Below are 24,407 nucleotides of genomic sequence, written 5' to 3'. Positions count from 1 at the left end.
AAGGTTTTTGCTTGACGAATTGAGATCATGTGTTATAATTATCCAGAGTTTGTACCCGAAGGGAGGTTTGGGTTTCAGCATGTCAAATGTTATCGTAAAAGAGAACGAGTCTCTTGACAGCGCTTTACGTAGATTCAAGAGAAACTGCGCTAAGGCCGGCATTCAGCAGGAGATTCGCAAGAGAGAGCATTACGAGAAGCCATCTGTAAGACGTAAGAAGAAGTCTGAGGCGGCTAGAAAGCGTAAGTTCAACTAATCGTAAATAGATTATTTAAAAAGTGTAGCCCTGATTCAGAAATGAATTGGGGCTTTCTTCATACTTTGGAATTGAAGGATTGAATAGTATTGAGAGACCGGAGGGGCAGTATTTGGCTACAGTAGAAGCAATTATGGATATTCCGATGGAACATGAGCAGAATGTTCTGGGCCAGTTGGATATGAATATAAAGAAAATAGAGAGATCTTTCAATGTAACCATCATAGACCGTAATGGTGTGCTTAAGATCATAGGCGATGAGGCAGATACCGAAAAGGCCAAAAATGTTATCAAGAAACTTTTGCAGCTGAGCCAGCGTGGCAATACCATTACAGAGCAGAATGTGGATTATGCCATATCTCTTAGTTTCACTGAAAAAGTAAGGGTTAATGATATCGTCGAGATAGACAAGGATATACTGGCAAGGACGGCATTGGGAAAACCTGTAAAACCGAAAACTATCGGACAAAAAGATTATGTTGATGCCATCCGGAAAAATATGATCACATTCGGTATAGGACCTGCCGGAACCGGAAAGACTTATCTTGCTATGGCTATGGCTATCACGGCTTTCCGTCAGCAGGAGGTACAGCGTATCATTCTGACAAGACCGGCAATTGAAGCAGGCGAAAAACTGGGTTTTCTTCCGGGAGACCTCCAGTCAAAGGTGGATCCTTATATGAGACCTGTGTACGATGCTTTGTACTCCATCATGGGAGCAGAACAGTACCAGTCAAATTCCGAGAAGGGGCTTATCGAGGTTGCCCCGCTTGCTTATATGCGAGGAAGAACACTGGACAATTCTTATATCATTCTTGATGAGGCCCAGAACACTACACCTGCACAGATGAAGATGTTTCTTACCCGTATCGGTTTTGGATCAAAGGTTGTGGTGACAGGTGACCTTACCCAGAAGGATCTTGAGGAAGGTAAAAAATCGGGTCTTGAGGATGCCATGCGTGTTCTTAAAAATGTGGAAGGCATAGAGTTTATAGAGCTTACAAGTGCGGATGTTGTGAGACATCCTCTTGTACAGCGTATTGTCAATGCCTATGAAAAGGACGAAGAAAAGCGTGCCAGGAGAGCAAGACAGCATGAAATGTCACCTAAGAATTATGGCGAGCATAGAAATGAGAACAGACACAGGGACTGAGAGATAAAATATGTGTTCGGCATGATCAGGATTAGTCCGAAAATGTAAGGGGATACGATGCGGAGAATTGATTTAAGAGGGGACAGGAATGACTGTTAATATAGATTTTGAGGTTGAAAAGCGACTTGATCTGCAGTTCGAAGATATAATAAACGAGATCATCGAGGCTGCCATTACATACGAAAAATGTCCGTATGAATGCGAGATAAGTGTTGTCATCACGGATGATGAGGGTATCCATCAGTTAAATAAAGAGGCAAGGGGTATAGATTCACCTACGGATGTACTTTCTTTCCCCATGGTTGACTGGGAAACTCCGGCGGATTTTGATGTTATAGATGAAGAGGATTCAGATATCTTTAACCCTGATTCGGGAGAACTGCTCCTGGGGGATATCGTTCTGAATCAGAACCGTATAGAGTCTCAGGCAGAAGAATACGGGCATACAGAGCGAAGAGAACTTGCATTTTTAGTGGCTCACAGTATGCTTCATCTTTTTGGTTACGATCATATGGAAGATGACGAGCGTGTGGAAATGGAAAGACGCCAGAAAGAAATATTGGAAGGAAAGGGCTATTTCAGATGAGTGATCAAAGAAGAAACTCGAATATCCGGAATACCGAAGGCAGGGCTTTGAGATCACAAAATATAAGAACAAGAAATACTGTCAATGCGGGTTTCGACAGGAACAGACGAAACAATTTCATCGTTCAGGGTTCTCTTCTCGCAGTGGCAAGCATCGTGGTCAGGATCATTGGCATGGTCTACCGTGTGCCTCTTACTGCCATAATCGGAGATGAGGGAAACGGCTACTATACAAGTGCCTACAGCATTTATACGCTGCTTCTTATCCTGTCGAGTTTTTCCATGCCTACGGCTGTTTCCAAGATCGTTTCTGCCAATATGGTAAAAGGTAATTACAGGAACACTCACAGGGTTCTGAAAACAGCATGCTTTTATGCGACTATTGTTGGCTTTTTGATGTTCTGTATGCTGTGGTTCGGCTCTGATTTTATAGCAGAGGTATTTCTGAAGAAGCCGTTTTGTAAATATGCACTCAGAGCTTTGGCGCCCACTGTGTGGATCATGGCTTATCTCGGAATCCTGAGAGGTTACTTTCAGGGAAGCGGAAACATGGTGCCTACAGCAATCTCTCAGATACTGGAGCAGATCCTGAATGCCATTATTTCCATTCTTGCTGCCAGCATTCTGTTTAAAAAGGGTGCAGTTGCCAATGTCATCTACCAGAGTGATAAATACAGTACGGCATTTGGTGCTGCCGGTGGTGCTATAGGAACCGGTGCCGGAGCTCTTACGGCCCTTGCTTTCTTTTTGATCCTTTACAGTTCCCAGATGCACGAGATGCATAGGAATATACGGGAGGACAGGAGTCGTGTGGACAGCTACGGTACTATAGGACTGCTTCTTGCAGGAACCATGCTTCCGATTCTTATATCCTCAACGGTTTACAATATTTCGTCGGTTATTGATGATTCCATATTCGGAAACATTATGACTTATCTCGGAAAGGCAGAGAATATCGTAACCCAGTGGGGAGTTTTCGGAGAATATCATATCCTTTTCAACATTCCGGTAGCTTTGTCCAATGCTTTGTCATCGTCGCTTATCCCGAGTCTTACCAGAGCCGTTGCGGAGCATAATCGCAGGGATACGGTTTCAAGAGTGCGATACAGTATCAGATTTACAATGCTGATAGCCATCCCGGCTACTGTCGGGCTTTGTGCATTGGCTGACCCTATATGCCGCATGCTATTCCCGGGAAAAAATGTGGGACTTCTTATAATGCTCACAAGGATAGGTTCTGTGGCAGTGGTTTTCTATTCGCTGTCAACTATCAGCAATGCCATACTTCAGGGACTTGGTCATCTGAGTATCCCTTTAAAGCATGCGCTTATATCCCTTGTGATACATATAGCTTGTCTTATTGCCCTGTTGCTTACGGGTATGGGTATCTATGCGGTGGTTATTTCAAATATAATCTTTGCCTTCATGATGTGCTTACTTAATCAGCTGGCTATCAAGAAGCATGTAAGGCTTAGCTATGGTGTGACAGAGACTTATATTCTGCCATTTATTGCAGCTGCCGTTATGGGTATCGTAGCTTTCGCATGTTCCATGGGAATCCGTATGGTTCTTCCGGAGGCTCAAAGATATGGACGTATAGGATCTGTTATAGAGGTCGCTCCGTCGGTGGTTATAGCAATAGTGGTTTATTTTGGACTGCTTATCAAGCTGCATGCATTCACCGCAGAAGATCTTGATAACATGCCTATGGGCGGAAGACTCAAGAGATTTGTACACTGATGTAAATTTTGCCGGAACCGATTGTCGCTAAGGAGTGTGCTTTTGATTTTTTACTCCCAGGTTTAACGTGTTTAAAAGGATACCTACGGGTTCCGGTGAAATCTTATACCTGCACTGTGGAGGTAATAGTTTGAGTATAATAACCAGCTTAACAGAGAGCGGAACAGTGGATGTGGCAGTGATAGGTGCCGGCGCAGCCGGAATGATGGCAGCTATTGAGGCGGCACGTGTCGGGGCGAAGGTACTTTTGATCGAGAGGAACCGGGAACCCGGGAAAAAACTTGCCACCACCGGAAACGGAAGATGCAATTACACAAATCTTGATATGGAAAATCTGGTTGGAGGAAAGTACAGGGGATGTAATCCTGAGTTTTCTGAAATTCCACTTGAGAGTTTTGGGCCGGAACAGGCTGTGGAATGGTTCCGGGGTATAGGCATTGAACCCAAATACAGAGGAAACTATGTGTATCCGAACTCCGATCAGGCTTCTTCTGTTGTGACAGCTCTTTGGGATGAGGTTGTTCATTCAGGAGTTCAGGTCCTTTTGGGGACGCTGATAAGAAAGGTAAGAAGGAATGAGAGCGAAGCGGTAAATCATACAGGCAGAGAACAGTATTCTTCACAGGAGAATCATGGTAAATCCAGAGGTGTGAAGTCGTACAGAACCGATGGATTTCTGCTTGATATAGAGGGCTGTGATAATGTAATAAGAGCAAAAAAGCTTATTCTGGCTACGGGTTCAAGGGCGGTGCCAAAGACCGGCTCCACCGGGGACGGATATGTCTGGTCAAAGGCTCTGGGACATACTCTGGTTCCGCAGGTACCTGCACTGACAGCGGTAAAATGTAAGGGCAGCCATTATAAGAATATGGCAGGAGTAAGAACCGATGCGAAGCTCTGTGTCAAGGTGAGTGGCGAAACAGTTGCTGCCGAAGAAGGAGAGCTTCAGCTCACGGATTACGGCATTTCAGGCATACCGGTTTTTCAGATATCGAGACACGTAGCTTACGGTCTCCGGGATGAGAAAGAGGTATCAGTATATATAAATTTTCTTCCAAACATTTCAGATAGTAAAGAAGAAATATCTGAATTTTACAAAGAGCGGGCAGAGAGACTTGCATATAAGGAAATGGGAAGCTTTTTCACAGGTCTTCTCAATCAGAAGCTTGGGAATGTGCTTCTTCAGATGGCAAATATCGACAGGAAGCTGCCGGTTTCGAAGCTTTCCGGGAAGCAGCTTAAGGCTCTCAGCGCCCTTACAGTCAGCTTTAAGGCAGAATGTGTGGAGGTGAATCCTTTTGCCAATGCCCAGTGCGCAGCAGGAGGCATTAACACTGCAGAAGTGGATCCCCATACCATGGAGTCGAAGCTTGTGAAGGGGCTTTACTTTGCGGGTGAAATCCTGGATATCGACGGAATCTGCGGAGGTTACAATCTCCAGTGGGCCTGGAGCTCAGGGTTTATTGCGGGTAATGCGGCAGCGGGTTGACCCTGTCGGGAAATGCAAGTTGAGTTTTAATCCCGGATATGCCCGGATCGTACATAAATAAAAAGTATAAAGGAAAAGAAATGATAAAGATAAATCAGTTAAAGCTCGGTGTGACAGAATCGGTCGTGAAGCTAAAGCTCTTAAGTGCCAAAGTGTTGAAGATAGAACCAAAGGACATAGAGACACTTGAAGTAGTAAAACGCTCCATCGATGCCAGAAAAAAGCCGGAGCTTTTCTTTAGCTATACGGTTATGATAGGGACTTCTCTTGGCGAAGCTAATGAGAAAAAGCTGGTTGAGAAGCTGAAGAACAGAGACGTAAGTATTGACAGAACAGTATCGTACAGAGAGCCAAAACTCAACGATGTGATATGCGGAGTTGACAGGCGTGAATTCTTCAGGGAGGAAAAGAACAGACCTGTTGTGGTGGGCTTCGGTCCCGCAGGTATGTTTGCGGCACTGATTCTTGCAAGAGCAGGTATGCATCCCATAGTTTTTGAGAGAGGTGCGGATGTTGATGAAAGAATAAAGAATGTTCAGGACCTTTGGGAGAAGGGCGTTCTTCATACAGAATCAAACCCTCAGTTTGGAGAGGGCGGCGCCGGTACCTTTTCCGACGGCAAGATCAATACTCTTGTAAAGGATAAGGATGGAAGAAGCCGTTTTATACTTGATCTCTTTGTGGGCTATGGTGCTGATTCATCCATTATCATCGATTCGAAGCCTCATGTGGGAACGGATAAGCTTGTAAATATCGTTAAGAATATCAGGCAGGAAATAGTGGCTCTTGGGGGAGAAATAAGGTTCAACACCAGGTTCACCTATGATAAGGAGAGAGATAAGGACAGAAAGATCATCCTGGCCATAGGTCATTCTGCAAGGGATACCTATAAAGAGCTTTTTGAATCCGGCCTCGAAATGCAGGCAAAGGATTTTGCCATGGGCTTCCGTGTACAGCATCTCCAGTCAATGATCAATGAAGATCTTTACGGGGATGTGGATGAGAAGACATTGGCGGCCCTGGGCCCCGGCGCTTACAAGGTTACTCACACATCCGATAAGAATGGCCGCGGTGTATACAGTTTCTGTATGTGTCCCGGAGGATATGTTGTGAACAGCTCGTCTGAAAACGGGAAGCTCTGTGTGAACGGTATGAGCTACCATGCAAGAGACGGTGTCAATGCCAATGCTGCCATCATCGTCTCAGTCCGTAAGAGCGATTATAACGGAGAAAATGAGCCTTTGGGCGGAATCGGACTTCAGAGAGAACTGGAGGAAAGAGCCCACAGACTTCTTGACGGAAAGGTTCCGGTTCAGACTTACGGCGATTTCAAAAAGGATATGGCAAGCACAGAAAAAAGCCTGGGAGAAGTGAAGCCACAGATAAAGGGACAGTATGGATTCTCGAAGCTGAACGATATCTTCAGGTTTGAAGAGGGTTCTAAATATGCGGCCCTCAATGATTTTAACGAGACCTTTATGGAGGGCATGGAAAGCTTCGGACATAAGCTTAAGGGCTTTTCAAGAGAAGATACGGTTTTGGCAGGAATAGAGGCCAGAACATCAAGCCCTGTAAGGATACCGCGAAATGAGGATTTTGAGTCCAATATCTCCGGAATCTACCCTTGCGGTGAGGGTGCAGGCTATGCCGGTGGTATCATGAGTGCCGCTATGGACGGAATGAAAACCGCTGAGGCGCTTGTAAAACATTATAATTCATTGTAAACTTCTGCATAAGTCGGTGTCATGCAGCTATCACGTTAGTGTTGCGATACGTGTGACTTATGAGTCTGTGTCATGAAAATCAGATGGAGGTCTATATGACAAACGAAGAAATGCGCGCTTTGCTTAAAGATAAAAAACGTATCGTTATCAAAGTCGGTTCTGCAAGCATTACCCACGCAAAAACCGGCGGGCTTTACCTTTCAAAGATTGAAAAGCTTGTCAGAGTCATATCTGATCTAAACGGTGAAGGTAAAGATGTCATTCTGGTTTCTTCCGGTGCCATCGCAACCGGCAGACAGACCCTAGGCATACACAGACGCCCCAGGACTATGGAAGAAAAGCAGGCATTTGCGGCAGTCGGACAGGCCAGACTTATGATGACCTACCAGAAGCTTTTTTCTGAGTATGGTGTCATCGCAGCTCAGGTGCTTCTCACAAGAAATGTTATGCTGATCCCGGAATCCTGCAGCAACACCAGAAATACATTTGAAGAGCTCCTCAACCTGGGTACAGTTCCTGTTGTTAATGAAAATGACACCATTTCAACCTCTGAGATAAATCAGGTGGAGACCTTTGGGGATAATGACCAGCTGGCCGCTATAGTGGGATCCGTTGTCAATGCTGACCTCGTGATATTGCTGTCGGATATAGACGGACTCTTCACCGATGATCCTCATGAGAATCCGGAGGCGGAGTTTATTCCGTTTATTCCTGAGATAAATGAAAGAATACTTGATATGGGTAAATCCAAGAGCGGTTCCAATGTTGGTACCGGCGGTATGTCCGCGAAGCTTGCGGCAGCCCGCATCGCAACGGATTCAGGTGCCGATATGGTCATTGCAAAGTTTACGGGAGCTGAGGTTATAAGTGATATCCTGGAAGGCAAAAACATTGGCACACTTTTTGCTGCCCACAAGAATAAGGATTTTGACCTGATGGAATATGTGGGGCAGAACGAATAAAACGGGGCACGGGAAAGTGCTGTGATGAGAGTATCCGGGCATCAGCCTTTGGCGACTCACAAAAAATTAAAACAAAACGAGGAAATAAATGATTACAGAGAAAGAAATAGCAAGAATTAACGAGCTTTATCATAAATCAAAGGAAGGCGGCGGACTTACTGCCGAGGAAAAGGATGAACAGGCAAAGCTCAGGAGAGCCTATATAGATTCAGTTAAGGCAAACCTTGGCGTATACCTTAAGGATATAAAGAATGCAAGTGAGGATACTTCTGTATCAGGAGATGTAAAAGAAAAGGTTCAGAAGGCTATGGAAAAGACCGATGCGGAGCTTGCCGGGGAAGATAAAAGTGCAGCTAATTCCGGAAATCCTGAGATTTCAAGCCACCTGCATATTTGATGAAGCGAAGTATATTGAAGCAGATTATTTTGCTTAAGCGGTATAGTTCATATTGATTCATTGGCATACGTTCCGGTTGATTTCCGGGCGTGCATTTTGAAAGGAAGGTTCTTATGACGGATCTTTTGATGATTGGACAAAGAGCTAAAACGGCATCCCGTAAGCTTGCCGGGCTTTCTTCAGATGAGAAAAATGCGGTGCTGCTAAAAGCAGCGGAAGAGCTTGAGGCAGATGATAATATTCAAAAGATATTGGGGGCCAATGCAAAGGATCTTTTGAATGCCGAGCAATCCGGCATGAGTGACGGACTTAAGGATCGCCTGCGTCTTACAAAAGAGCGTCTGCAGGACATGGGTAAGGCACTTCGAGATATTGCAAAACTTCCTGACCCTGTTGGAGAGGTACTTGAAACCATAGAACGTCCCAACGGACTTAAGCTTTTAAAGACTTCAGCTCCAATCGGTGTTATCGGCATCATCTATGAGGCACGTCCGAATGTAACCAGCGATGCCTGGTCACTTTGCTTTAAGTCATCAAATGCCGTTATTCTGAAGGGTGGTTCCGATGCCATTAACTCAAACATTGCTATAACAGAGGTTATACGGAAAGCCATGGAGGAAAGCGGAGCAGATCCTGACGGACTTATGCTTATCGAAGCTACGGATCATGAGACCACAAACCGCTTCATGCAGATGAATGATTACGTTGATGTGCTGATTCCACGAGGTTCCATGCGTCTTATACAGGCAGTTGTGAAAAATGCTTCCGTTCCTGTTATAGAGACCGGTGCAGGCAATTGTCATATTTATATAGAAAAAACCGGGGATAGTGACAAGGCGGTTCCTATCATTTATAATGCTAAGACCCAGAGAATAGGTGTCTGCAATGCCTGTGAGTCTCTTGTGGTTGACAGAGAAGCATTGGAGAAACTTGTTCCGGTTGTTAAGAAGCTTCAGGAAAAAGATGTTATTACCTATGCGGATGAGGCATCCTTCGAAGTTTTAAAGAAGGCGTCCGAAGACGGATCATGCATACGTATGGAACTGATAAAGGAGGCTTCTCCCGAGGATTTCGCCACAGAGTATCTTGACTACAAGATTTCAGTTAAGACAGTTGACAGCACGGAAGAAGCCATAGAGCATATTAATGCTAACAGCACTCATCACAGTGAGGCAATCATCACAGAGGATGCGGATAAGGCCGAGAAATTCCTTAACGGAATCGACAGTGCCTGTGTTTACTGGAATGCTTCCACCCGTTTTACAGACGGAGGCTGCTTTGGTTTCGGAGCGGAGATAGGCATCTCAACGTCAAAGCTCCACGCAAGGGGCCCTATGGGACTCAGGGAGCTTACTACCTATAAGTATAAGGTATATGGAAACGGACAGATAAGATAATCAGATTTTTCAGTGATGAATGTATAAAGAAGTTTATATTTTTTACAGTATCCCAGAGGATTATTAATCCCCTGGGATTAACAATGAGGTTTTATGGAATACATTATCGATTATAAGGAAATAATTGAACAGGCGCCAACAGAGGAGCCGGCGAGACAGTACTACTTTATGGACAGGGTACGTGAGCTTGTTGAGATTAAGAAGCAGGAAGGCTACAAGGCTCATTGTATGGTTGAAGTTATGGGATGCCAGATGTCTGCCAAGGACGGCGAGAAGCTTCTCGGAATCCTTGAGAAGTGCGGCTACACAACCACTGAAGATGACTGGGATGCGGACATCGTACTTTTCACGACCTGTACGGTAAGAGAGAATGCAAACCAAAAGCTGTACGGCCGTGTGGGGAGACTTAAGCATCAGTATGAGAAGCGTGACGGAATGATCATCGGTATCACCGGCTGTATGATGCAGGAGAAGGATGAGGTTGAAGGCATATGTAAGCATTATCCTTATGTAAAGCTTGTGTTTGGAACACATAATGTCTACAAGCTGGCAGAGCTTTTATACAAGTCACTGGTTACCGGAAAGCGCACAGTCGAGGTTATCGACGATACAAAGATGATCGTTGAGGATCTTCCTTCTGACAGAAAGTTCAGGTTCAAGGGCTCTGTAAACATCAGCTACGGATGTAACAATTTCTGCACATATTGCATCGTGCCTTATGTAAGAGGCCGTGAGAAGTCACGTAATGCAACAGATATACTTAGAGAGTGCGAAAAGCTCATCGCAGACGGTTGTCTGGAGATCATGCTCCTCGGTCAGAATGTCAATTCCTATGGCAATGATATCCCGGGATCAACCACATTCCCGGAACTTTTGAAAGCGGTTGCAGAACTTCCGGGTCTTAAGAGACTTCGCTACATGACTTCAAATCCCAAGGATTTTTCAGATGAGCTTATCGAGGTAATGAGAACTCATCCAAATATAGAGAGACATATACACCTGCCTCTTCAGTCTGGTTCAAGTGCAATTCTTAAGAGGATGAACAGACATTACACAAAGGAGAGTTATCTTGAGCTGGTCAGAAAGATAAGAACGGCTATTCCGGAGGCAACTCTCACAACAGATATAATCGTTGGATTTCCGGGAGAGACTGAGGAAGATTTCCTGGATACCATTGAGGTTGTTAAGGAGTGTAAGTACGACGCTGCGTATACATTTATATACAGTAAGCGTACGGGCACACCTGCTGCAAAGTTTGAAGATCAGGTTCCGGAGGATATCGTTAAGGACCGCTTCGACAGACTTCTCAAGGTGGTTCAGGACAGCTCGGCGGAGAATGAGACAAGAGACCTCGGCAAGGTCATGGAGGTTCTGGTTGAGGATGAGAACAAAAACCAGGAGGGTTATGTCACAGGCAGACTTTCAAACAGTGTGCTTGTTCACTTTCCCGGAGATAAGAGCCTCATCGGAACCATGCAGATGGTGAAGCTGACGGAGAGTAAGGGATTCTATTACTTCGGTGAGTTATCCTAGTTGCGTCAGCAATTAGGATGCCGCCCAGCCGGCGAGGCTGGTTTCGGCGTGAGCCGAAATCAAACGAAAATGCCCGGCGCGTAAGCGCCATCTAATGGCATTTTCTCTTTGTATTTATTTAAGGAGAGATAGATGGCTGAAAAGAAGATGTCACCCATGATGGCTGAATATCTGGAGACGAAAAAACAGTATCCGGACTGTATTCTGTTTTACCGCATAGGTGATTTTTATGAGATGTTCTTTGAAGACGCAAAAACCGCATCCTCAGTGCTTGATCTGGTTCTCACCGGCAAGGACTGCGGAATGGAGGAACGTGCACCTATGTGCGGTATCCCCTTCCACGCAGCAGACGGATATGTGGCACGTCTTGCCGCAAGCGGCTATAAGGTTGCCATTGCCGAGCAGCTTGAGGATCCAAAGCTTTCAAAGGGTCTTGTGAAAAGAGGAGTTATCCGTGTTATCACGCCGGGAACCCTGACCTCTGAGCAGGCACTGGATGAAACAAAGAACAACTTCCTCATGAGTATCTTTTATGACGCTACGGGGTTTGGCGTTTCCAGTGTAGACATTACCACAGGTGAGTTTATGACCACTACCTGCGGTAATGAAAAGGATGTTATGGATGAGCTCAGCAGATTTTCTCCTGCGGAGATAGTATGCAACCAGGCATTTATGATCTCCGGCATCGATACCGATGATATCAAGAATCGTTTCGGACTTATCATAACAGAACTTCCGGATGAGGTTTATGATGACGGAAAGGCTACAACGCTTCTGGAGGAGCATTTCCATGCAAGCATCAGCGGCATCGGTCTTTCCGACAGAGACCTTGCAAGACTTAGTGCCGCAGCGGCTCTCAGATACGTTTATGACACACAGATGAATGCTGTGGAGCATATCGCAAATATAAAGTATTATTCCAGTGACCAGTATATGATCATTGATACGGCTACCCAGCGTAATCTGGAGCTTTGCGAGACCATGAGAGAGAAGAAAAAGAGAGGATCCCTTCTCTGGGTTTTAGATAAGACAAAGACTGCCATGGGCGCCAGAATGCTGAGACGTTTTCTGGAACAGCCGCTTATCGACAGGGCGGCTATCCTTGCCCGTCAGGATGCAGTGGAGGATTTCTGCTCTCATTACATTGACCGTGAGGAGATTTCCGAGTATCTGAATACCATTTATGATTATGAGAGACTTCTCGGACGTATATGCTATAAGTCTGCAAATCCAAGGGATCTTATAGCTTTTAAGCAGTCGCTTAAGATGCTCCCGGATATCATTCAGGAGCTTTCAAGCTTTGACTCCGCCCTTGTAAAGGAAATACATGACGGCATTGACCCCATGGAAGATCTTTATGAGCTTATAGACAAAGCTATAGAGGAGAATCCGCCTTTATCCTCAAGAGATGGCGGTGTCATAAAGGAAGGCTTCCATGAGGAAGTAGACCGCTACAAGGACTCCCGTGTCAGCGGTAAACAGTGGCTCGCGGATCTTGAGGCCTCGGAACGCGAAAAGACCGGGATCAAGTCTCTGAAGATAAAGTACAACCGTATATTCGGGTACTGCTTTGAGGTTACCAATACATTCCGGGATATGGTGCCGGATTATTTCATCAGAAAACAGACACTTACAGGCAGTGAACGTTATACTACCGATAAGCTTGAGGAGCTTCAGAACACAATTCTCGGTGCAGAAGAGAAGCTTAACCAGCTGGAGTATGAGCTGTTCTGCGATGTGAGAGACACCATTGCCGGAAATATTCAGCGTATACAGAAGACTTCTCACTATGTGGCTCTTATCGACTGTATAATATCTCTTTCCAAGGTGGCTACGGATAACAATTACTGCCGTCCGGAGATTAATGAAAATGGAATCATTAATATAAAGGATGGAAGACATCCGGTCATCGAGAAGCTCATAAGGGATGGTATGTTTGTGTCCAATGACACTGTCCTGGATGACAGCACCAATCGTATCGCTGTTATCACAGGACCTAATATGGCAGGTAAATCCACCTATATGAGACAGGTGGCACTTATCGTGCTTATGGCCTCTATCGGTTCCTTTGTCCCGGCGCAAAGTGCGGAGATATCTATCTGCGACAGGATATTTACCCGTGTCGGAGCCAGTGACGATCTTGCTTCAGGGCAGTCTACCTTTATGGTGGAGATGAACGAGGTTGCCAATATTCTGAGAAATGCCACAACCAGGTCACTTCTTATTCTGGATGAAATAGGAAGAGGAACCAGTACCTTTGACGGTCTCAGCATTGCCTGGGCGGTGGTTGAATACATCGCAAAGGTTGTTAAGGCGAAAACTCTTTTTGCCACCCACTATCATGAGCTCACAGAGCTTGAGGGTAAGCTTGAGGGCGTGAATAATTACTGTATCGCGGTTACAAACCACGATCAGGACATCGTGTTCCTTCGTAAGATTATCCCGGGAGGCGCCGACAGGTCCTATGGTATCGATGTGGCGAGTCTTGCGGGAGTTCCGAAGCCGGTTATCGACAGAGCAAAGGTTATCGCAGCGGAGCTCAGTGATGCAGATATTACTGCAAAGGCGAAGAATATCGAGACAAGTGAGAGCTTTACTCAGGAAGCATTTGACGAAGAAGGCTTCCTTGCAGACCGGGATGAGACCCGGGTTTCGAATACAGCCGACCGTAAGGCTGAAGGAAACACTCAGGAATACGGCGCCGATGTGGCAGAAGCCATTGAGTTCCTTAAGGCTATTGATGTGAACCACATGACACCACTTGATGCCATGAACACTCTGTATGAATTGAAATCAAAATTTGGTGTATGATTCCTACGCAATGCAGTACCTCTGAAAGGTGCTGCATTTTCTGTACATAAAAATAAAACTTGCATTTGATATACAGGATATGATTGAATTATTAATTGGTCAGAGATGGGGAATCTGAACTGTTACCTCACTCGTTTGTTGAGATATTATTTCGTTTAGACTGATTATAAAGGACGACCAATATGAAAATCAAAGTTCTAAGTGATGAAACCATAAACCAGATCGCAGCAGGTGAAGTTATAGAGCGGCCTTTAAGCGTTGTTAAGGAGCTTTTGGAAAATGCCATCGATGCGGGTTCCACCTCGGTTACCGTGGAAGTCCGGGACGGAGGCATCGCCATGATACGAATAACCGATAATGGAGGCGGCATAGACAAGGATGATATAAGGAATGCGTTTCTGAGGCATGCAACCTCCAAGATCAGGGAGGCCAGGGATCTTGAGAATATTCAGACCCTTGGGTTCAGAGGCGAGGCACTGGCGTCCATAGCAAGTGTTTCGAGAGTTGAGCTCATAAGCAAGACTCCCGGGGCGCTCATGGCCTCACACTATGAGATAGAAGGCGGAGTGGAGAAGGACTTTTCCGAGATCGGTGCTCCCAACGGCACAACTTTTATAGTCCGGGACATTTTCAAAAATGTTCCCGCCAGAAGAAAGTTTCTGAAGAGTCCGCAGACGGAAGCTGCCCGCATTCAGGATATCCTGGAGAAGGAGGCATTGGCACATCCCGAAGTGGCGTTCCGATATATTCAGGATGGCCGTCAGAGACTGGCGACTCTTGGCAACGGTTCGCTTCTGGATGTGATTTACTCCATTTACGGCCGTGATGTGACGAATCAGCTTATTACAGTAAATCGCCAATATCAGCGTTCACAGCTTACGGGACTTCCTGCGGTAACGGTCCGAGGCTTTATCGGAAAGCCTGTGATCACAAGAGCAAACCGCAATTTTGAGATATATTTTGTAAACTCGAGATTCGTGAAGAATCCTATGGTTACGAAGGCCATAGAGGACGGCTATCATGCTTTTCTTATGCAGCATAAGTTTCCGTTTACAGTCCTTATGGTGGATGTGAATCCGGAGATTGTGGATGTCAATGTTCATCCCCAGAAGCTGGAGGTAAGGTTCTCGGACGGGATGCTCATATATAATTCTATTGTGGATTCTGTTCAGAATGCCCTTAGGGAAACAGAGCTTATTCTTAATACGGATCTGGAGAACTTCGGAAGAGATGAGAATACCTCAAAGAAAGCGGATCTTGACCCTCATGTGGAGATAGAAGAAAAGGAAAAGACTCTGCCTCATGTGGAACCCTTCGAGAAAAACCGTAAGGAAGAAACAAACCGGCAGTATGAGGAAGCCCTGAGACCGGAGATACATCCGGAGGCGGTACCTAAGTCAGATATATATCTGAATGGAAAAAATACTGCCGGCACAGGTGTGAGTGAAAAAAGCGGTTGGTCCGGTAATGCGGTTGGATACAGTCAGTATCGCAGGGACTATGCAGCAAAGCACAGCAGCGAAGGCATCGGGAGTTCATCAGGAGACGCGAGAGTGGCCGAGCATAAGTCAGGGTTCGGACTTTCTGACTTCAAAGAGGCAGCGGACGAGGTTGATAAGAATTATGGTCAGGTAAACAGACTAAACGGAAGCTCTGCAGAGTCTGATGCTTATAACATTGATAAATCAGAAATAAAAACTCTTTCCGTTACACAGGATGACTCAGCAACAGCAGGTGAAGCATCAGAAACCGGTAAAGGATCTGAAAAAATGCTTATCACGAAGCCTCAGCAGGAAACATTATTCTCGGAGAAGTTTCTGAGCGAAAAAGCAAAGATCCAGCACAGGATCATAGGACAGGTGTTTGAGACCTACTGGTTGATAGAGTATGGCGACAAGCTTTACATTATTGACCAGCATGCAGCTCACGAAAAGGTGAATTTTGAAAGAATGATGAAGCGCCTTAAGGAGCGTAAACCTGCAAGCCAGTATCTCAATCCGCCGATTCTTGTGACGCTTACATCTGAAGAGGCAGTACTTCTCAATGAGTATGAAGAGTACTTCCGGAATCTGGGATTCGAGATCAGCGATCTCGGAGGCAGAGATTTCAGCATTTCGGCGGTTCCCACGGACCTTCCGGAAATAGGAAAGAAGGAGCTTCTGCTTGAGATGCTTGATGGGTTAAGTGACGAAACCGGCATGACAACACCGGATTCCATATATTATAAGATTGCCTCCATGTCCTGCAAGGCGGCAGTTAAGGGCAATAATAAACTTAGTCTGATGGAGGCGGATACCCTTATTTCAGAGCTTCTGGAGCTGGAAAATCCTTATGCCTGTCCCCACGGACGCCCTACCATCATTTCCATGTCAAAATATGAGCTGGAAAAGAAATTTAAACGTATCGTTTAACAGTTTTATATATGTCATAAGACTATCTGACTTCGGAACATTAATCCGTAGACGGAGTGGGGTCGTGACATTGGAAGGTATTAAGTTTGAAAAAAATTGATTTAACAAAGAAGCCCCTCATCATCATCGCAGGGCCTACGGCTGTCGGAAAAACCTCCACTTCAGTGGCTCTTGCAAAGGCTCTTGACGGTGAGATAGTATCGGCGGATTCTGTTCAGGTATATAGAAAACTTGATATAGGAAGTGCAAAGGTTACAAAAGATGAGATGGAAGGTGTGCCTCATCATCTCATAGACATTATCGACGTGACAGAGGATTATGATGTAAGCCTTTTCCAGAAGATGGCCTCCGATGCTATCGAAGGGATATATGAGAGGGGCCATGTGCCTATTCTTGCGGGAGGCACCGGTTTTTACATTCAGGGGCTTCTTTATGGTATAGATTTCACTGAAGAGGACGAAGATGCCCATAAGGAGATAAGAGACAGACTGGAGGCTATGGCAAAGGAACCGGGAGGTCCCGAGGCAATGTATAAAAAGCTTTCGGAGGTAGATCCCAAATCTCTGAAAAAAATCCATGAGCACAATATTCGCCGCGTTATAAGGGCACTTGAGTTTTATGAGCTTCATGGTTCGCCCATTTCAGCCCATAATGAGGAGGAAAGGGAAAAGCAGGCTGTATATTCACCGGCATTTTTTGTACTTACAGATGACAGAGAGGCTCTGTATGAACGCATAAACAAACGTGTCGACCTGATGGTGGAACAGGGACTTATAGATGAAGCCAGGTGGCTTTACGATCTTCATCTTCCCAAGGAAAGGACCTCCATGAAGGGCATCGGCTACCGTGAGCTTATTGCTGCCTTTGAGGCCCTTGATAAAGGAAATCTTGCGGCATCGGAAAAAAGTGCTATAATCGTTCAAGCTGTCGAGAAGATAAAGCAGGATTCCAGGAATTATGCTAAAAGACAGATCACATGGTTCAAAAGAGAACGCAATGTGAATTTTGTAAATATACAGGATTTTGATTATAAGAAGGACAGGATTACAGAATGGATAACAGAGAAATGTTTGAGTCTCTTGGGATAGCATCGGAGGTTTATGATTTTTGCGAGACAGAGCTCCGTACACTTAAGGACAGATTTCAGGAGATAGATGACATTGCCGAGTTCAATCAGCTTAAGGTTATTAAGGCAATGCAGGATGCCCAGGTTTCTGAGGCTCACCTCTACGGAACCACAGGCTACGGCTATGATGACATCGGCCGTGACACCCTGGAAAAGGTTTATGCCAATCTTTTTGATACGGAGGATGCGCTTGTCCGCTCACAGATCGTTTGCGGTACACATGCACTTTCCACAGCGCTTTATGCTAATACAAGACCGGGAGATGAAATTCTTTGCCCTGCAGGAAAACCCTATGACACTTTGGAGGAGATCATCGGCATCAGACCTTCAGTGGGAAGTCTTCAGGAGTACGGAGTAAGTTACCGCCAGGTGGATCTTCTTCCGGGTTCGGAATTTGATTATGAAGGCATTAAGGCTGCAATAAATGAAAAGACAAAGCTTGTGGAGATACAGAGATCAAAAGGATATGCCACAAGAGATACATTCTCACCGGAGAAGATCGGTGAGCTTATAAAATTTATAAAGGAAATCAAACCGGACGTCATCTGTATGGTGGATAATTGTTACGGTGAGTTTGTAACAAAGGAGGAACCTTCGACTTTTGGAGCAGATATGGTTGTGGGTTCACTCATCAAGAATCCGGGTGGCGGACTTGCGCCTATCGGAGGTTATATAGCCGGAACAAAGGAGTGTATCGAAAGATGTGCGGTTCGTCTCACAACCCCGGGACTTGGCAAGGAAGTAGGACCTTCTCTTGACGTTAACAAGAGCTTCTATCAGGGACTTTTCCTGGCTCCTACCATAACAGCTGCAGCTGAAAAGGGAGCGATCTTTGCGGCTAAGGTATTTGAGAAGCTTGGTTTTGCATGTCACCCCACTGCTGACAGTGCGAGATATGACATCATACAGGCCATCACACTTGGCTCCGAGGAGGCGGTGGTTGCCTTTTGTCAGGGAATACAGGCAGCAGCCCCTGTAAACAGTTTTGTTACACCATATCCTGATGATATGCCGGGCTATGACAGTAAGGTAATCATGGCAGCAGGCGCTTTTGTTCAGGGCAGTTCTATCGAGCTTTCTGCGGATGGTCCCATTAAGCCGCCGTTTAATGTTTATTTTCAGGGCGGTCTCACCTGGTACCATGCAAAGCTCGGCATCATGATGGCAGTGCAGAAGATGTACGAGAAAGGACTTATCATCATTTCGAAGAAATGATGATGCCGTGTAATATTTACGCATCGAATGCTTTATGTTACAATAATCAACCGTGGGCTCCTGCTTCTCTTTGGGACAGGAGAAAAAATGAATTTAAAAACAACAAAGCTTACACAGGATGAGATGCCATATGAAAAGTGCATCAAAAACGGTCCGGAGGCCTTAAGCGACGCTGAGCTTCTGGCTGTGCTTCTACGTACCGGAACACAGGGATCTTCAGTACTGGAGGTTTCCCAAAAAGTTCTGGATATGAATCCTCTATATGACGGACTCGTTGGGATGATGCATTTTGGTGCCGAAGAGTACATGAAGATTAATGGCATCGGGAAGGTGAAGGCTATCCAGCTGAGTGTCATCGGCGAAATAGCCCGCAGAATTTGGAATCGTAAGAAACGTGTAAGACATATGCGCTTTACAGATTCGCGTCAGGTGGCGGATTATTACATGGAAGATCTAAGATACCTGGACCATGAAGTTGTTCGTGTGTTATATCTGGATCATCAGATGCAATTGATCAAAGAGGAATTACTATCTGCAGGGACAAGCTGCAATTCTGCAATATCCTCAAGAGAGATATTTATTTCGGCACTGAAGCTTAGCGCGTCATGTCTTATCGTGGTACACAATCACCCAAGCGGTGATCCGGAACCCTCCGGGGAGGACATTCGATTTACAAAGGAGCTGTGTGAAGCCGGAAAAGTTATCGGCATTGGACTCATTGATCATGTTGTGATAGGGGACAATGTCTATTTCAGTTTCAGCGAACAGGGATTAATCAGTGGATAATAAGAAAAGCAAGTATATATTCATAGTTCTTTCTGTGGTGTGCATAATGATGATTGTGCTTTCTTCCGTAAAGGACGGCATCATGAATCCTATACGGAACACTATAGGTTATGTGCTGGTTCCTTTTCAGAAGGGAGTCAATACCCTTGGATTCGGAATATATGAGAATCTGAAGGAACACCGTACGCTGGAGGAAGTGCTGGAAGAAAACAAAAGGCTTAACGAGAAGATAGGTATTCTTGTTGAGCAGAACAATCGTCTTACTCAGGATAGCGGAGAGCTTCAGAGACTGAGAGAATTGTATGATCTGGACCAGGACTATATGCAGTATGAAAAAATAGCTGCAAGAGTCATAGCAAAGGACTCGGAAAACTGGTTCCAGGTTTTTCGTATAGACAAGGGATCCCAGGATGGCATAAGGGTTGACCAGAATGTTATGGCTAACGGAGGGCTTATAGGCATAGTGACTGACGTGGGTCTTAATTATGCTACGGTTCGTTCCATAATCGATGATGAGTCAAGAGTTTCTGCCATGGGTATACAGGCCAGTGATACCTGTATAGTAGCCGGAGATCTGACTCTTTATGAAAAGGGACGCCTCAGAATCACGGATATGAAAAAGGATGCCTCCATACAGGATGGTGACCGTATAGTAACTTCTTCAATATCGGCAAAGTTTATGCCGGGAATTCTTATCGGATATGCGGTTGATGTTAAAGAAGATGAAAAGAGACTTATGAAAGACGGTTATCTGATCCCGGCTGCGGATTTTGACGATCTTTCAGAAGTTCTGGTAATAAAAGAAGTTAAGAGTGACAGTTTCCTGGATGAAAATAACGGAGAAGCTGCCTTAAACAGAACCAAAACCAAAAACAGCGAGACTCTGCCGGATGCGGCTAATGTTACAGCAGGCACCAATGTCAAGTCATCCTGGGCAGGAATGGAAGGTCTTACACCGCTGAGTGAGGTGGTGGGAAATGGCGCTGCCGATACGGCGGACGATTATATCGTTACTGCGAAAGATATAACTGACGTACCGAGTGTCACCATAGGTTCCAATGAATCTGATGATGACGATGATGAAGATAATACTGGAAACAGATCTTCGAGTACATCAGCGTCAGAAGATAATGCCGGGAACGAAGGTACTTCACAGAGAAGAAATGTAAGCAGACAGGAAGAGGATGATGAAGAAAACCGGGAAACCGAAACTACCTCTTCGTCTGAAACAGAAAGTGAGACTGAACAGGTTTCTCAGGCAAGAAATAACGAAGAGGAAACTGTAAGAGAAACAGTGGCCGAAGAGGATTCATCAGAAGAAATTATCGAAGAAAATCCGGGTTGACCAAAAATAATGAAAAAAATATTAAAAAAAATTTCGTTTAAAAAGAGTACAAAGAACAGATTAAGGATACTTTCGTATGTGATATCGCTGGTAGTGGCATTTCTTATTCAGACCAGCGTGATGCCACTCATCCCTTTCCTTTCTGCGTCTCCAAATTTATTGCTGATCCTCACATTTTCGATAGGTTTCATTCATGGCAGTTTACCGGGCATGATCTATGGCCTCGGAGCAGGACTCCTTATGGATATGTTTTATTCAGGAGCCTTTGGTTTTTACAGCCTGATATTTATTTTTATCGGATATTTAAACGGGTTGTTCAACAATATTTATTATGAAGAATACATAACTCTGCCGATGATCATGTGTGTCATCAATGAGTTTGTATACCATGTGTATATCTATGTTTTTCGTTTCCTGATACGTCTGAAACTGGATCTGCCGTACTATTTGATGCATGTAGTGCTTCCGGCAGTTGTTTTTTCATTGCTTGCTACATTGATCCTTTACAGATTTGTATTTACGGCAACGGAAAAGATAGATAAATAGGAGCATATAAATTGATCAAAGAAATATTTGAAGCAATCAAAGAATTTACTGTTCGATTTGTAAGTTCACGACTTTTTGCCCTTGGACTTATTTTTTCGATTTTGTTTATGGTTCTGGGATTTCGTTTATTTGATCTTCAGATAGTAAATGGTGAAAAATATCTGGCAGACTATCAGAATCGTACTCTGGCAGAGATAACGAGCAACGGAACCAGGGGCAATATTTACGATAGGGACGGTAAACTGCTGGCCTACAATGAGCTCCAGTACAATATCACAATTACGGATAATGGTGCTTATGACACATCTGTTGACGGTATTAACAGCAGAAACCGCATGTTAATGCGTCTTGCTCAGATCATCGAAAAACACGGGTATGACATTGACGGACAGTATAAGATAAAGCTGGATGATTCTGGGGAATTCTATTTCACCACAAACTCGGAGGATGACCGCAAAAGACTTATTTCAAATATAAGAGGCAGAAACATTGAAGACCTTTCGGAGAAGGATTTTAATTTAACTGCCAGACAGGCTTTTGAAGTCTCGAAAAGCAGATACAGGTTTGACAATATGTGGGATGAAAAGAAAAATCCCATAGTTCTGTCAGATAAGCTGGCTCTGGATATGATCAATATCTTTTATACAATGCGTCTTACCGCATATCAGAGGTATCAGACCACCACAATAGTAAAAAACGTATCTGAAGAGTGTACAGCAGAGATACTTGAAGCAAAGGGAGAACTTAAAGGCGTAGACATTGATAATGTTTCTGTCAGAAAGTACAATTATGCGCCTTATATGAGTCATATAGTGGGTTATACAGGTCAGGTTCAGGCAGAACAGCTTGAGGAACTGAAGAAAACGGATGATTCATATGAGCTTAATGATATTGTGGGAGTCTGGGGCATTGAAAAAAGCATGGAGTCGGAGCTGAAGGGTAAAAAGGGATATCGTCAGATGTACCTTAACTCTGTCGGATCTATTCTTGAGGTTGTTTCAGAGACCGATGCTGCAGCAGGCAATGATGTTTATACAACCATTTCGGCAAATGACCAGATTGCCATATATCATCTGCTCGAGCAGGAACTTGCCGGTCTTTTGGCGTCGAAGATTACAGAACAGGATCTCAATGATGATAATGCTGTGATCGAGCAGTCAGAGATTACAATTCCGGTTAAAGATGCCTATTATCAGCTTATCAATAACAATATTCTGGATTCGGCACATTTCAGCAGTGCGGAAGAAGGAACAGCTGAGCGTCGGATAGCAGAGGCGTTTGAAGCGAACAAGAAAACAAAGCTTGCTGCTATACAGGAGGAGCTGCTTCATCCTACAACAAGCGGACTGAAAGAGCTGCCGCAGGATATGCAGGCTTATATCGTATATATTTATGACTACCTTGGGAAAAAGGAGAATGGAATCATAGACACCACTGACCAAAAGTATCGTGAGTCGGAAGCCTATGCGGCATGGAAGGATGATACTATTACTCTTAAAGATTTTATCCTCAGTGGAATAGATGAAGCATGGCTGGACACTTCAAAGCTTGAGTTGTCTGATGAGTACTATGATTCGGATAATATCTATACCTTGTTTGTTCAGATGCTGATAGATCAGCTGAACAACAATCCTGATTTTGATAAAGTACTCTATAAATATGCAATAGCAAACCAGATCATTCCGGGATATGTACTGCTTATGGCACTTTTTGAGCAGGGAGTACTGGAAGAGGATCCGGAAGCTTATGCTCAGCTTTCTGCAGGAGATGAACATTACGCATATACTTTCCTGATTTCAAAGATAAGAAAGATCGAGATCACTCCGGCGCAGCTTGCGCTTGATCCGTGCAACGGATCTGTGGTGGTCACAGATGTTGATACGGGAAAGGTGCGTGCTCTTGTAACATATCCGAGTTTTGATAACAACAGGATAACGGATCCCGCTTATCTCAAAAAATGCAATAATGACCTGTCATTGCCGCTTCTTAACGGTGCTACCCAGACTCAGCTTGCGCCGGGATCCACCTTTAAACCGTTAACATCGGTTGCGGCCCTTGAAGAAGGGGTATTGACACTCAATACAGTGATTGACTGTACCGGCGTTTACGAGGAAGTTACTCCTAATATCCGTTGTTGGATTTATCCTCAATCCCACGGAAGAGAGAATGTGGTAGATGGAATCAAGAACTCCTGTAACTTTTTCTTTGCGGCGGTAGGTCACCTTCTTTCTACAGATGAGACTGGAAATTATAACCAGGCAATCGGTCTTGAAAGAATACATAAGTATGCCTCATTGTTTGGCCTTGACTCGCTTTCGGGAGTAGAGATAGATGAGGCTATGCCCCGTATATCTGATTATGACCCTGAGCGTTCTGCTATGGGTCAGGGAAATCATGCATACAATGTTGTTCAGCTTTCAAAGTACATTACTGCTGTTGCAAATAAAGGTACCGTTTTTGATCTCTCGGTTATTGATAAGGTCACAACTTCAGATGGTTCTATAGTAAAAAATATTGAGCCGGTTGTGGTGAGGGAGCTGAATTTCAGTGACCTTACATGGAATGCGGTTCATAAAGGACTCCGTGAGATGATCACAGAAGGTGTTGCCAAGAGAGTTTTCCTGGGACAGGACATTCCTATAGCGGGTAAGACAGGAACGGCCCAGGAGCGTGAGGACAGAGGAAATCATGCCGTATTCGTTTCTTTTGCGCCTTATGGAGATCCTGAGATAACTGTTACTGTAAACATTCCGTACGGATATTCCTCCGGTAATGCTGCAAACCTTGCGAATACAGTTTACAACTATTGCTATGGTAAGGATAGTTTGGATGCAATTCTTTCAAGAGATGCATCAGGCGTTTCTGCATTGAATGTCGTAGACTGATGGAAGGGTTATGTCAGTCCTTTGAGATGTTTAATATCAAGGACTG

The 24,407-nt window shown here is 44.7% G+C and carries 17 protein-coding genes and 1 pseudogene; all 18 read left to right on the top strand.

What is annotated here, in order from left to right:
• Positions 1-79 precede the first annotated feature (79 nt).
• The 18 genes and pseudogenes from rpsU (at position 80) to BLV86_RS02395 (ending at position 24,361) form a co-directional block, all read left to right on the top strand.
• Positions 80-256 carry a 30S ribosomal protein S21 gene (rpsU, locus tag BLV86_RS02480; RefSeq protein WP_005539624.1) on the top strand — a complete coding sequence of 59 codons (177 nt, stop codon included), beginning with the start codon at positions 80-82 and terminating at the stop codon, positions 254-256.
• Positions 257-368: 112 nt separating this feature from the next.
• A complete protein-coding gene (locus tag BLV86_RS02475; protein WP_090814997.1) occupies positions 369-1,409 on the top strand; it encodes a PhoH family protein in 1,041 nt (346 codons plus the stop codon).
• Between the two features lie 88 nt (positions 1,410-1,497).
• Complete coding sequence (gene ybeY / locus BLV86_RS02470) at positions 1,498-1,995, top strand: rRNA maturation RNase YbeY (RefSeq protein WP_031553138.1); 498 nt, start codon at positions 1,498-1,500, stop codon at positions 1,993-1,995.
• Positions 1,992-3,734, top strand: coding sequence for a putative polysaccharide biosynthesis protein (locus BLV86_RS02465; protein ID WP_090814996.1), 1,743 nt, complete (start codon positions 1,992-1,994; stop codon positions 3,732-3,734). The genes ybeY and BLV86_RS02465 overlap by 4 nt, the downstream gene beginning before the upstream one ends.
• A gap of 130 nt (positions 3,735-3,864) precedes the next feature.
• Positions 3,865-5,223 (top strand): BaiN/RdsA family NAD(P)/FAD-dependent oxidoreductase, encoded by a 1,359-nt coding sequence (locus tag BLV86_RS02460; RefSeq protein WP_090814995.1) that lies wholly within the window; start codon positions 3,865-3,867, stop codon positions 5,221-5,223.
• Positions 5,224-5,303: 80 nt separating this feature from the next.
• The gene (locus BLV86_RS02455; protein WP_090814994.1) at positions 5,304-6,947 is read left to right on the top strand and encodes an NAD(P)/FAD-dependent oxidoreductase; all 1,644 of its coding nucleotides are present in this window, start codon (positions 5,304-5,306) and stop codon (positions 6,945-6,947) included.
• Positions 6,948-7,042: 95 nt separating this feature from the next.
• Positions 7,043-7,909 (top strand): glutamate 5-kinase, encoded by an 867-nt coding sequence (proB, locus tag BLV86_RS02450; protein WP_090814993.1) that lies wholly within the window; start codon positions 7,043-7,045, stop codon positions 7,907-7,909.
• 88 nt (positions 7,910-7,997) lie between these two features.
• On the top strand, positions 7,998-8,306 hold the full coding sequence (locus tag BLV86_RS18500) for a DUF896 domain-containing protein (protein WP_090814992.1): 309 nt from the start codon (positions 7,998-8,000) through the stop codon (positions 8,304-8,306).
• A gap of 113 nt (positions 8,307-8,419) precedes the next feature.
• On the top strand, positions 8,420-9,703 hold the full coding sequence (locus BLV86_RS02440; protein WP_090814991.1) for a glutamate-5-semialdehyde dehydrogenase: 1,284 nt from the start codon (positions 8,420-8,422) through the stop codon (positions 9,701-9,703).
• Between the two features lie 93 nt (positions 9,704-9,796).
• Positions 9,797-11,236 (top strand): tRNA (N6-isopentenyl adenosine(37)-C2)-methylthiotransferase MiaB, encoded by a 1,440-nt coding sequence (miaB, locus tag BLV86_RS02435; RefSeq protein WP_031553125.1) that lies wholly within the window; start codon positions 9,797-9,799, stop codon positions 11,234-11,236.
• A gap of 132 nt (positions 11,237-11,368) precedes the next feature.
• The gene (gene mutS, locus BLV86_RS02430) at positions 11,369-14,047 is read left to right on the top strand and encodes a DNA mismatch repair protein MutS (RefSeq protein ID WP_090814990.1); all 2,679 of its coding nucleotides are present in this window, start codon (positions 11,369-11,371) and stop codon (positions 14,045-14,047) included.
• A 182-nt stretch (positions 14,048-14,229) separates the two neighbouring features.
• Positions 14,230-16,458, top strand: coding sequence for a DNA mismatch repair endonuclease MutL (gene mutL / locus BLV86_RS02425; RefSeq protein ID WP_031553118.1), 2,229 nt, complete (start codon positions 14,230-14,232; stop codon positions 16,456-16,458).
• Between the two features lie 86 nt (positions 16,459-16,544).
• Positions 16,545-17,546 carry a tRNA (adenosine(37)-N6)-dimethylallyltransferase MiaA gene (gene miaA, locus BLV86_RS02420; RefSeq protein ID WP_330386190.1) on the top strand — a complete coding sequence of 334 codons (1,002 nt, stop codon included), beginning with the start codon at positions 16,545-16,547 and terminating at the stop codon, positions 17,544-17,546.
• The gene (locus BLV86_RS02415; RefSeq protein ID WP_031553112.1) at positions 17,510-18,799 is read left to right on the top strand and encodes a methionine gamma-lyase family protein; all 1,290 of its coding nucleotides are present in this window, start codon (positions 17,510-17,512) and stop codon (positions 18,797-18,799) included. The genes miaA and BLV86_RS02415 overlap by 37 nt, the downstream gene beginning before the upstream one ends.
• Positions 18,800-18,886: 87 nt before the next feature.
• Entirely contained in the window at positions 18,887-19,585 is a 699-nt protein-coding gene (gene radC, locus BLV86_RS02410) for a RadC family protein (RefSeq protein WP_031553108.1), read from the top strand.
• A pseudogene (mreC, locus tag BLV86_RS18595) lies at positions 19,578-20,438 on the top strand (rod shape-determining protein MreC); the annotation flags it as partial. The gene radC and the pseudogene mreC, both read left to right, overlap by 8 nt.
• A gap of 501 nt (positions 20,439-20,939) precedes the next feature.
• On the top strand, positions 20,940-21,476 hold the full coding sequence (gene mreD / locus BLV86_RS02400; protein ID WP_090814988.1) for a rod shape-determining protein MreD: 537 nt from the start codon (positions 20,940-20,942) through the stop codon (positions 21,474-21,476).
• A gap of 11 nt (positions 21,477-21,487) precedes the next feature.
• Positions 21,488-24,361, top strand: coding sequence for a penicillin-binding transpeptidase domain-containing protein (locus tag BLV86_RS02395; RefSeq protein ID WP_090814987.1), 2,874 nt, complete (start codon positions 21,488-21,490; stop codon positions 24,359-24,361).
• The last annotated feature ends 46 nt before the right edge of the window (positions 24,362-24,407 follow it).

The organism is Oribacterium sp. KHPX15 (assembly GCF_900107835.1).
GTDB lineage: Bacteria > Bacillota > Clostridia > Lachnospirales > Lachnospiraceae > Oribacterium.
Note: the sequence above shows the minus strand (reverse complement) of the source record. Positions and strands in the feature narration are given on the sequence as shown.

Excerpts from the sequence above, each read along its gene's own strand:
- rpsU (WP_005539624.1), top strand. The coding sequence starts at position 80 with ATGTCAAATGTTATCGTAAAAGAGAACGAGTCTCTTGACAGCGCTTTA.
- ybeY (WP_031553138.1), top strand. The coding sequence starts at position 1,498 with ATGACTGTTAATATAGATTTTGAGGTTGAAAAGCGACTTGATCTGCAG.
- BLV86_RS02465 (WP_090814996.1), top strand. The coding sequence starts at position 1,992 with ATGAGTGATCAAAGAAGAAACTCGAATATCCGGAATACCGAAGGCAGG.
- BLV86_RS02455 (WP_090814994.1), top strand. The coding sequence starts at position 5,304 with ATGATAAAGATAAATCAGTTAAAGCTCGGTGTGACAGAATCGGTCGTG.
- proB (WP_090814993.1), top strand. The coding sequence starts at position 7,043 with ATGACAAACGAAGAAATGCGCGCTTTGCTTAAAGATAAAAAACGTATC.
- BLV86_RS18500 (WP_090814992.1), top strand. The coding sequence starts at position 7,998 with ATGATTACAGAGAAAGAAATAGCAAGAATTAACGAGCTTTATCATAAA.
- BLV86_RS02440 (WP_090814991.1), top strand. The coding sequence starts at position 8,420 with ATGACGGATCTTTTGATGATTGGACAAAGAGCTAAAACGGCATCCCGT.
- miaB (WP_031553125.1), top strand. The coding sequence starts at position 9,797 with ATGGAATACATTATCGATTATAAGGAAATAATTGAACAGGCGCCAACA.
- mutS (WP_090814990.1), top strand. The coding sequence starts at position 11,369 with ATGGCTGAAAAGAAGATGTCACCCATGATGGCTGAATATCTGGAGACG.
- mutL (WP_031553118.1), top strand. The coding sequence starts at position 14,230 with ATGAAAATCAAAGTTCTAAGTGATGAAACCATAAACCAGATCGCAGCA.
- BLV86_RS02415 (WP_031553112.1), top strand. The coding sequence starts at position 17,510 with ATGGATAACAGAGAAATGTTTGAGTCTCTTGGGATAGCATCGGAGGTT.
- radC (WP_031553108.1), top strand. The coding sequence starts at position 18,887 with ATGAATTTAAAAACAACAAAGCTTACACAGGATGAGATGCCATATGAA.
- mreD (WP_090814988.1), top strand. The coding sequence starts at position 20,940 with ATGAAAAAAATATTAAAAAAAATTTCGTTTAAAAAGAGTACAAAGAAC.